The sequence below is a fragment of the Phragmitibacter flavus genome, assembly GCF_005780165.1.
GTDB classification, from domain to species: domain Bacteria; phylum Verrucomicrobiota; class Verrucomicrobiia; order Verrucomicrobiales; family Verrucomicrobiaceae; genus Phragmitibacter; species Phragmitibacter flavus.
The window spans coordinates 1-8,906 of sequence record NZ_VAUV01000033.1 but is presented as its reverse complement, the minus strand read 5'-3'; the positions used below and the strand labels follow the sequence as shown (position 1 = coordinate 8,906).

At 58.2% G+C, this 8,906-nt stretch carries 7 protein-coding genes; 6 read left to right on the top strand and 1 reads right to left on the bottom strand.

Annotation, left to right across the window (positions count from 1 at the left end):
- The first annotated feature begins 254 nt into the window (after window positions 1-254).
- The 6 genes from preA (at window position 255) to FEM03_RS24045 (ending at window position 8,177) form a co-directional block, all read left to right on the top strand.
- Entirely contained in the window at window positions 255-1,394 is a 1,140-nt protein-coding gene (gene preA, locus FEM03_RS24070) for an NAD-dependent dihydropyrimidine dehydrogenase subunit PreA (RefSeq protein WP_138088978.1), read from the top strand.
- Between the two features lie 24 nt (window positions 1,395-1,418).
- On the top strand, window positions 1,419-2,903 hold the full coding sequence (locus FEM03_RS24065) for a CoA-acylating methylmalonate-semialdehyde dehydrogenase (protein ID WP_138088976.1): 1,485 nt from the start codon (window positions 1,419-1,421) through the stop codon (window positions 2,901-2,903).
- Window positions 2,904-2,954: 51 nt separating this feature from the next.
- Entirely contained in the window at window positions 2,955-4,295 is a 1,341-nt protein-coding gene (locus FEM03_RS24060; RefSeq protein ID WP_138088974.1) for an aspartate aminotransferase family protein, read from the top strand.
- 131 nt (window positions 4,296-4,426) lie between these two features.
- A complete protein-coding gene (locus FEM03_RS24055) occupies window positions 4,427-5,569 on the top strand; it encodes a hypothetical protein (protein WP_138088972.1) in 1,143 nt (380 codons plus the stop codon).
- A gap of 84 nt (window positions 5,570-5,653) precedes the next feature.
- The gene (locus FEM03_RS24050) at window positions 5,654-6,571 is read left to right on the top strand and encodes a sugar phosphate isomerase/epimerase family protein (protein ID WP_166443109.1); all 918 of its coding nucleotides are present in this window, start codon (window positions 5,654-5,656) and stop codon (window positions 6,569-6,571) included.
- A gap of 118 nt (window positions 6,572-6,689) precedes the next feature.
- Window positions 6,690-8,177: an MFS transporter gene (locus FEM03_RS24045; protein ID WP_138088969.1), complete on the top strand. Its 1,488-nt coding sequence runs from the start codon at window positions 6,690-6,692 to the stop codon at window positions 8,175-8,177.
- A 114-nt stretch (window positions 8,178-8,291) separates the two neighbouring features.
- On the opposite strand, the gene FEM03_RS24040 is transcribed toward FEM03_RS24045, so the two are convergent.
- A partial coding sequence (locus tag FEM03_RS24040) for a PEP-CTERM sorting domain-containing protein (RefSeq protein ID WP_138088967.1) occupies window positions 8,292-8,906 on the bottom strand: 615 nt, incomplete at its 5' end.

The window sequence follows — 8,906 nt, the reverse complement described above, 5'->3', positions numbered from 1 at the left end:
CATCAAGGCGGGGCGGCAGCAAAAGGGTTTCATCGCGGTCATGACCTTGGATATGACTCATGGAGAGTTTAAATCTCGACAAACCCGCCCACGTCAACCCAAAGCCGGGAGTTTTTACACAGTCTGGACACGTCGGTGGTCCCAGTGGGTGGGGGGTAGGTGGCGGTTTTGATTTAAAGGGGATGCACATTTTCTTTGGATGAATGGCCTTGGCTGTGCTTGGTGGGTTTGATACTCTCTATTTTTGTTTCGCCATGCCTACGCTTGCCACCACTGTTAATGGTCTGAAGTTGCCGAATCCTTTTGTGATTGGTTCGGGTCCTCCAGGGACGAATATCAATGTGATTTCACGCGCGTTCCGCGATGGCTGGGGGGCGGTGATTGCGAAGACGATCAGTCTGGATGCGTCGAAGGTGATCAATGTGTCGCCGCGTTATGCGAAGCTGCATTCGGGGTCGGGTGAGGTGATTGGCTGGGAGAACATTGAGTTGATCAGCGACCGGCCGTTTCATTTGTGGATGGATGAGTTCAAACGCTGCAAAGACGAGCATCCAGAAGGGGTGTTGATTGCATCGATCATGGAGGAGTGTCGGGAGGAGGCGTGGGCCGAGATTGTGGAGCGGTGTCAGGACGCGGGCGTGGACGGATTTGAGTTGAATTTTTCGTGTCCGCATGGGTTGCCGGAGCGCAAGATGGGGGCGGCGATGGGGCAGGATCCGGAGATTTTGGAGGAGGTTTGTGGCTGGGTGAAGAAGGTGGCGAAGATTCCGTTTTGGGCGAAGATGACGCCGAACATCACGCACATTGAAGAGCCAAGTCGCGCGGCGTTGCGTGGCGGGGCGGATGGGATCAGTGCGATCAACACGATCCGTTGTGTGATGGGGGTGAATCTCGATACTTTGAAGCCGGAGCCGACGGTGGAGGGGTATACGACGCCGGGGGGGTATTCTTCGAAGGCGGTGAAGCCAATTGCGTTGCGGATGGTGATGGAGATTGCGGCGATGATGGAGAAAGAATTTCCGGAGCAGACGGTGTCGGGATTGGGAGGAATTGAGAGCGGGGAGGACGCGGCGCAGTTCATTTTGCTGGGGGCGGATACGGTGCAGGTTTGCACGGGGGTGATGAAGTTTGGTTATGGTTGTGTGAAGCCGATGTGCGAGGATTTATTGACGTTCATGGACAAACATGGGTTTGAGACGCTGGCGGAATTTAAGGGAAAGAGTCTGCCTTATTTCACCACGCATGCGGATTTGGTGGAGCGGCAGGGGGCACGCAAGGCAGCGCAGAAGGCGGCGGCGGCAGTGGAGGTGGAACAGAAGGCCAAGGTGAGTTCGGATGCGGAATGGACGGGCGATTCGTTCGTGCAGCAGTCGGATTCTTTGGCGCAGGGATGATCGGGCAACTTCAATTGTTTTTCTATGGACTCATGCCCGGTCTTAATCGCTGGCGAATGGCGCACCTTGAATGGAGATGCGGCGACGCCGGTGTTTAATCCGTCGACGGGGGAGGTGATCGCGGAGAGTCCGGGTGGCAGTGCGGCTCTGGTGGATGAGGCGGTGTCGGTGGCAGCGGCGGCGTTTCCGGCGTGGCGCGATACGCCGGCGGTCGAGCGGGCGAGGGGGATGTTTCGTTACCGGCAGTTGATCGAAGATAATTTTGAGCGGCTTTGTCAGAGTGTCACGCGTGAGCATGGCAAGACGCTGGTAGAGGCCAGGGGCAGTGTGTATCGGGGCTTGGAAAATGTGGAGTATGCGTGTGGAATTCCGTCGTTGTTGATGGGCGACACGCTGGAGGACATTGCGCGGGGGGTGGACTGCGAAACGATGAATCAACCGCTGGGGGTTTGTGTGGGGATCACGCCGTTCAACTTCCCTGCGATGGTGCCGTTGTGGATGTTTCCGCTGGCGCTGGCTTGTGGGAATACGTTTGTGTTGAAGCCGAGTGAAAAGGTGCCGTTGACGGCGGTGATGTTGGTGGAGCTTTTGGAGAAGGCGGGGTTGCCGAAAGGGGTGCTGAATCTGGTGCAGGGGGGGCGTGAGGTGGTGGATGCGTTGATCACGCACAACGATGTGAGGGCGATTTCTTTTGTGGGGTCGACGCCAGTGGCGCGGCACATTTATGAGACGGGGATGCGGCACGGCAAGCGGGTGCAGGCGAATGGGGGGGCAAAAAATTATGTGGTGGTGATGCCGGATGCGGATCAACCGAAGACGGTGGAGTCGTTGATGGCGGCGGCGTTTGGTTGTGCGGGCGAGCGGTGCATGGCGGGGTCGACGGCGATTGCGGTGGCGGAGGCGGGGCATCGCGTGCTGACGTCGCTAACGGCGGCGGCGAAGGGCTTGAAGGTGGGGCGCACGGATGTGGCGTCGCATCAGCCGGACATGGGACCGTTGATTACGGCGCAGCACAAGTCACGGGTGGAGGAGTTGATTGCCTCGGGGGAAAAGGATGGCGCGAAGGTGCTGTGTGATGGTCGTGGGTTGGCGGTGGATGGGGCACCGAACGGATTTTATTTGGGGGCGACGATTTTGGACTATGTGGACTCCGGGATGACGATTGCGAATGAGGAGGTTTTTGGGCCGGTGTTGAACGTGATGCGGGTGGACAGTTTGGACAATGCGATCGAGCTGGCGAATCGTTCGGCTTATGGCAACGGGGCGGCGATCTTTACGCAATCAGGGCATGCGGCGCGGGAGTTCAAACATCGGGTGAAGGCGGGCATGGTGGGGGTGAATGTGGGGGTGCCGGCGACCATGGCGATGTTTCCGTTTTCCGGATGGGGTGAGTCGTTTTTCGGAGACCTGCATATCCAGGGCAAGGAAGGGGTGCAGTTTTACACGCAGCAGAAGGTGGTGAGCACGCGCTGGTTTGGCGGGAATGCGGGGGATGTGTGGCGCAAGTAGGTTCGAAAGGATAAGGGATAAGAGGAATGGGATAACTTGGTAACTAACTCTATGAATGCGCTAACTTTGCCACCGTTTGATTATGTGCCGATGAGTTATGAGGGGCCATCGGCGGAGGAGGTGCTGGCACTTAGGAAAGAGTTTTTGAACCCGGCGATCTTTCATTATTACAAGAAGCCGATCATGGTGGTGGAGGGGAAGGGGCAGTATCTTTTTGATGAGACGGGCCGGAGGTATCTGGATGGGTTCGGAGGGATTGTGACGGTCAGTGTGGGGCATTGTCATCCGCAGGTGATGGCGGCGGCGAATGGGCAGAATGAGCGGATTCAACATACGACGACGATTTATCTTCATCCGAACATCGCTCTGTATGCGAAGGAGCTGGCGGCGAAGATGCCGGGGGATTTGAAGGTGGTGTATTTTGTGAACTCGGGATCAGAGGCCAATGACCTCGCGATGTTGATGGCGCGGGCTTATACAGGAAATTATGATTTGATCGCGTTGAGGAATGCCTATCATGGCGGGAGTCCGGCGTCGATGGCGTTGACGTCGCATCATACTTGGAAGTTCAATGTGCCGCATGGATTTGGGGTTCAGCATGCGCAGATGCCGGACATGTATCGCGGACCGTTTGGAATTGATGATGCGGAGGCGGGAAGGAAGTATGCGGAGGATGTGCAGAGTTTGATTCGTTTTGGCACGTCGGGAAAAGTGGCCGCGTTTTTTGCGGAGTCGATTCAGGGCGTTGGCGGCACGGTGGTGTTTCCAGAAGGGTATTTGAAGCATGCCTATGAGCATGTGCGGGCGGCGGGTGGGTTATGTGTCGCGGATGAGGTGCAGGCGGGGGTTGGTCGGGCCGGCACGCACTATTGGGGGTTTGAAACGCAGGGGGGGATGCCGGAGATTGTGACGATGGCGAAGGGCATTGGCAATGGGTGTCCGCTGGCGGCGGTGGTGACGACACCGGAGATTGCGAAGGTGTTGGCGTCGAGAATCCACTTTAACACTTTTGGCGGGAATCCGGTGAGTTGTGCGCAGGGGCGGGCGGTGCTGGAGGTGATTGAGCGCGAGGGGTTGCAGGAGAATTCGTTGCGGGTGGGGGCGCAGTTGAAAGAGGGGTTTTTGAAGCTGGCGGAAAAGCATGACTTGATTGGCGATGTGCGTGGGATGGGATTGATGCTGGGGGTGGAGTTGGTGAAGGATCGGAAAACGAAGGAGCCGGCGAGTGCGGAGTGTGCCCAAGTGTTTGAGACGTGCAAGGAGCTGGGATTGTTGATTGGCAAGGGTGGACTGAATGGGAATGTTTTGAGGATCAAACCGCCGATGTGTTTGACGGGGGAGGATGCGGACTTTTTGATTGGGACGCTGGATGTGGCGTTGGGGGGAATTTAGAAAGGATGAAGGATGAAGGCGAAAGTATGAATGCGGGGTCCATCTCGCGAAAATTTGTGCTGGTTGTGAGGAGGGAGGTTGAGTAAGTTGAGGCTGTGATTTCTTTGGCTGGAGCAGTTTCTTTGGTGGTAATGGCGGTCGGTGCAATGCCGGGGGCGGGGGGAGAGGTGGCGAAAAGGCGTGGTCCTAACCCGGCGTTGATTTATTGGCAGGCCCAGGCGCTTTTGCCGGAACTGACCAAGGCTCAGGAGCAGTTGCCGACGGATGTTGCCGGGGGAAGACTGGCGGCGGATGCGCCGATGGTGGGTTCGTTGTTGGAGCTGGTGAGACCGGGATTGGAGCGGTTCAAGCGGGCGTCGGCAAGCACGGCGGTTTGTGACTGGGGGATTACGTTGGAGGAGGGGCCGTTTGCGGTGATGCCGCATATGGCGCGGATGCAATTCATGTGCCGGCTGGCGCTGCTGAAGGCGGAGCATTCATTTGTGTCGAAAAAACCGAAAGAGGCTCTGGAGTGGGTGCTGGTGGTGCATCGGGCGGCGCGTCATTTGGGCAATGGCGAGATGCTGACGACGGTGCTGGCGGAGTATTCGATGGAGTCGCTGGCGTTGCGGGCAACGGCAAGGCATCTGGCGGGGCTGGATTCCAATACGAGGATCGGTCACCGGCAGCAGTTGGATTTGTTGCCGGAGTTGGATTTGGTGAGTGAGGCGTTGCGCGGGGAGCAGTCGGTGGCGGAGTGGTTGCACCGCATGCTTCTGGGCATCGAGCAGGTGCCGGATCATGAGGCGGCGCTGAAGGCGCTTACGATGGCAGCGGCGGCGATTGGGCAACCTGCCGGGGGCGAATCGAAGGAGGCGGACGAGGCTTCGGCGAGTCAGTTGCTGGAATCGTGGAAGGCGCATCACGAGGTGATTGGGAAGGCGTTTGAGCGTTTGCGGGTGGCTTCGGGATTGCCATGGGAGAAGGCGCTGGAGGAGATCCGGATGATCCAGGCAGATCAAACGTTGACGATGCCGGCGGCGCAAAATTTGTTTTCGCTGATTGAGAATCATCTGCGCAAACGGCTGGAGGCAGTGACGCAGCAACGGATGTTGAAGGCGGCGTTGACGTTGGGGCCGGATCTGGCTCCCGGGGTGTTGCCGGAGTGGAAGGATGCGTTTTTCGAAGAGTCGCTGATCGTGCGTCTGGAGAGCGGATCGATGGTGATCAGGATGCGGCAGTCGACAGGGCCGAGGGATGTGTTTTTAAGGTTGGGGCCAGTGAAGGGTCCGTGAAGTGGATGATGATGATCAGAAAAAATGTGCTTGGTGATGCGTTGGTTTTCTGCTGTGATCTCGCACGCAATCATGAACATGAATATGAATCGTCGATTTTTCCTCACGACTGGTGCCGCGACTTTGACGGCGTCTTTTCTTCCTGCGATGGAGCCGATCAAACGCAAGGGTGGTCCGCGGATGGTGTTGGGACTGGCGGCTTATTCGTTTCGTGATTCGATGAAGTGGCTGAAAGGCGGCAAGGAAAATGGCAAGTTGAAGGAGGGGACGGAAGGCTGGGAGGTTTTTGATTTCATTGATTATTGTGCGGATCATGGCGGGGTGGGAGCGGAGTTGACGAGCTACTTTTTCCCGCCGGAGGTGGATGAAAAATATCTGCTGGAGGTGAGACGGTATTCTTATTTGCGCGGCGTGCCGATTGCGGGGACGGCGGTGGGGAATACGTTTACGCATCCTCCGGGCGCGGAGCGGGACAAGGAGATCGCTTATGTGAAGCAGTGGATCACCAATGCGGCGATCATGGGCGCGCCTCACATCCGGGTGTTTGCAGGGACGGTGCCGAAGGGCGGGACGCAGGAGGAGGCGGAGAAAAATTGTCTGGAGTGTTATCGGGAGTGTCTGGAGTTTGCGGGGCAGAAGGGCGTGTTTTTGGGGTTGGAGAATCATGGAGGGATTGTGGCGGAGGCGGATCCGTTGATCCGGCTGGTCAAGGCGGTGGACAGTCCGTGGGCGGGGATCAATTTTGATGCGGGGAATTTCAAGACGGCGGATCCGTATGGGGATTTGGCGAAGATTGCGCCGTATGCGGTGAATGTGCAGTTGAAGATGACCATGCATCCGAATGGCGACAAAGTGGGCGAGCCGGTGGACGTGGCGCGGGTGGTGAAGATTCTGAAGGAGGCGAACTATCAGGGCTGGTTCACGCTGGAGTATGAGGACAAGGAAGATCCGATAGTGGCGGTGCCGAGGATTTTGTCGGAGTTGCGGCCGCTGATCGGTTGAGGCGGCGATCGAAATGGGAGTGTCCAATGGGGCGGGCGCGACCCAGTGGTTTTTGATCTTTTGATTTTTGTGCTTGTTTGCGGGGGCTGGCTCCGTTTGATGGTTCTGTCTTTATATTATGTCCAACCTTCCCAAATTCACTACGACGCAGTGGCTGGTGTGCTTCATTGCGGCTCTCGGTTTTGCCTTTGATATTTATGAGCTGTTGATGCTGCCGTTGATCATCAAGCCGGCGATGGCGGCATTGAGTGCGCCATTGGTGGAGCAGATGGTGGCGGGGGGGATGACGGTGGAGGCGGCGCGGGCTTTGTGGGCACCGGGGGGTGAGATGTATGTGAAGTGGGCGAGGACCTTGTTTTTTGTGCCGGCGATTGCGGGTGGGGTTTTTGGATTGTTGGGCGGGTATCTGACGGATTTGTTTGGTCGGCGGCGGGTGCTGACGTTCAGCATTTTGCTGTATGCGTTTTCGGCCTTTGCAGCGGGATTCGCGACGACACTGGAGCAGCTGTTGATCTGCCGGTGTCTGGTGTTTATCGGGGTGTGTGTGGAGTTTGTGGCGGCGGTGGCGTGGCTGGCGGAGTTGTTTCCGAATCCACAACAGCGTGAGAAGGTGTTGGGTTACACGCAGGCGTTTTCATCGGTGGGTGGTTTGCTGGTGGCGGGGGCAAACATTCTGGCGGCAAAGATCGCGCTGGATCTGCCGGCCATTCATGGCGGACATGAGGCCTGGCGTTATACGTTGATTTCGGGGGTGGTGCCGGCGTTGCCGTTGATCATGATTCGTCCGTTCCTGCCGGAGTCCCCGGCGTGGGCGGAGAAGAAGGCGAAGGGGGTGCTGAAGCGTCCAAGCATCCGGGAGTTGTTCAGCCCGGAACTGCGGGTGACGACGATTGTGACAACGTTGGTTTTTGCGGCGAGTTACGGCATTGCGTTTGGAGCGATTCAACAGTTGCCGCAAATTTTGGGGGCACCGGGCAAGGGGCATGTGGAGGTGCTGGCGGTGGCGAAAGAGGCACGCGACAAGGCGGTCGCGGAGGCCGCTGCGGCGGGACAACCGCCTTTGCCAGAGGGAAGGTTGCGTCAATTGGGTGGCAATGCGACGGATCAGACCGTGGCCGGGGTGACGACGTGGCAGGAAGTGGGTGGATTGGTGGGACGATTTTTGCTGGCGTTGCTGGTGTTGAGGATCGCAAGCAAGCGCAATTTGTTCCGCTTGTTCCAGATTCCCTCTTTGATTTTTGTGCCGCTGTTGTTTTGGTGGGTCGCGGGGAATTTGGGCAACGACGGGTCGTTGATCTGGGTGAAGATCGGGATCTTTGTGGCGGGATTGCTGACGGTGGCGCAGTTCAGTTTTTGGGGGAACTACATTCCCCTGGTTTTTCCAGTGCATTTGCGTGGCACGGGGGAGAGTTTTGCGGCGAACATTGGGGGTCGCGTGATCGGCACGGCGGCGGCGTGGCTTACGCTGACGTTGTCGGCTTCCGACAAACCTGATCCGGCGAAGATTGCGTTGGTGGCGGCGAGTGTGGCTGGAGCGTATGCGCTGGTGGGGGCGATTTTAACGCATTGGCTGCCGGAGCCGAAAGAGGATGAGCTGCATCATTAGTTGGAGCCTGCCGTGCGCTAGCTAGCCAGGTTCCATTTGGGACTTGGAGCCAGGAATGGTAAAGTTGAGCTGAGACGCTCCCGTTTACCATGGCGATGAATGCTCCGCTGGATTTTACCTCCGTCGGCGCAGAAGAAAAGCGGAGAGACCGAGGAGGATAAGGATGGATTTGGAGGGTTCGGGGATCACGACGACAACGGCGATGCCGTGGGATTGGAAGAGGCTGAGGTCGTAGAGGATGCCGTCGAAGTCGGGGAGCTCGAGGTCGCCAAGCAGGCCGCCTTCGCGTTGGAAGTTGGCGTCGGCCCCGAGGTCGAAGGTGCCACCGAGGGTGGTCCAGTCCCAGAGGTTGAGGATGTCGCCGACGGTCGGGTTGTAGTTGATGCCGGTGTAGGTGATGGTGCTGCCGGTGTTCCAGGTGAAGTCGCCGCTGACGTCAACGTAGTCGTGTTTGGGGATGCCATTGGCGTCGGTGTAGGTGGCGGCGTTCCAGTCGTCGGCGTTGGTATTGAGATAAGCGGTGAGGGCGGCGGCACCTGCGGTGTAAGCGGCGGCGACGCCTGCGTCGTTGAGGCTGGGGGAGGTGATTTGAAGGACGGCGGAGCCGCCGGTGAGGCCGAGGTTGCCGGTGATGTTGAGGGCACCGAGCTGGTCGCCGGTGGTGGCGGCAGCGGTGGGGTTGGTGCTGGCACCGGGGCGGAGGGAGCCGCCGCTGATGAGGTTGATATT

Excerpts from the sequence above, each read along its gene's own strand:
- FEM03_RS24060 (WP_138088974.1), top strand. The coding sequence starts at position 2,955 with ATGAATGCGCTAACTTTGCCACCGTTTGATTATGTGCCGATGAGTTAT.
- FEM03_RS24045 (WP_138088969.1), top strand. The coding sequence starts at position 6,690 with ATGTCCAACCTTCCCAAATTCACTACGACGCAGTGGCTGGTGTGCTTC.
- FEM03_RS24065 (WP_138088976.1), top strand. The coding sequence starts at position 1,419 with ATGGACTCATGCCCGGTCTTAATCGCTGGCGAATGGCGCACCTTGAAT.
- FEM03_RS24055 (WP_138088972.1), top strand. The coding sequence starts at position 4,427 with ATGGCGGTCGGTGCAATGCCGGGGGCGGGGGGAGAGGTGGCGAAAAGG.
- FEM03_RS24050 (WP_166443109.1), top strand. The coding sequence starts at position 5,654 with ATGAATCGTCGATTTTTCCTCACGACTGGTGCCGCGACTTTGACGGCG.
- preA (WP_138088978.1), top strand. The coding sequence starts at position 255 with ATGCCTACGCTTGCCACCACTGTTAATGGTCTGAAGTTGCCGAATCCT.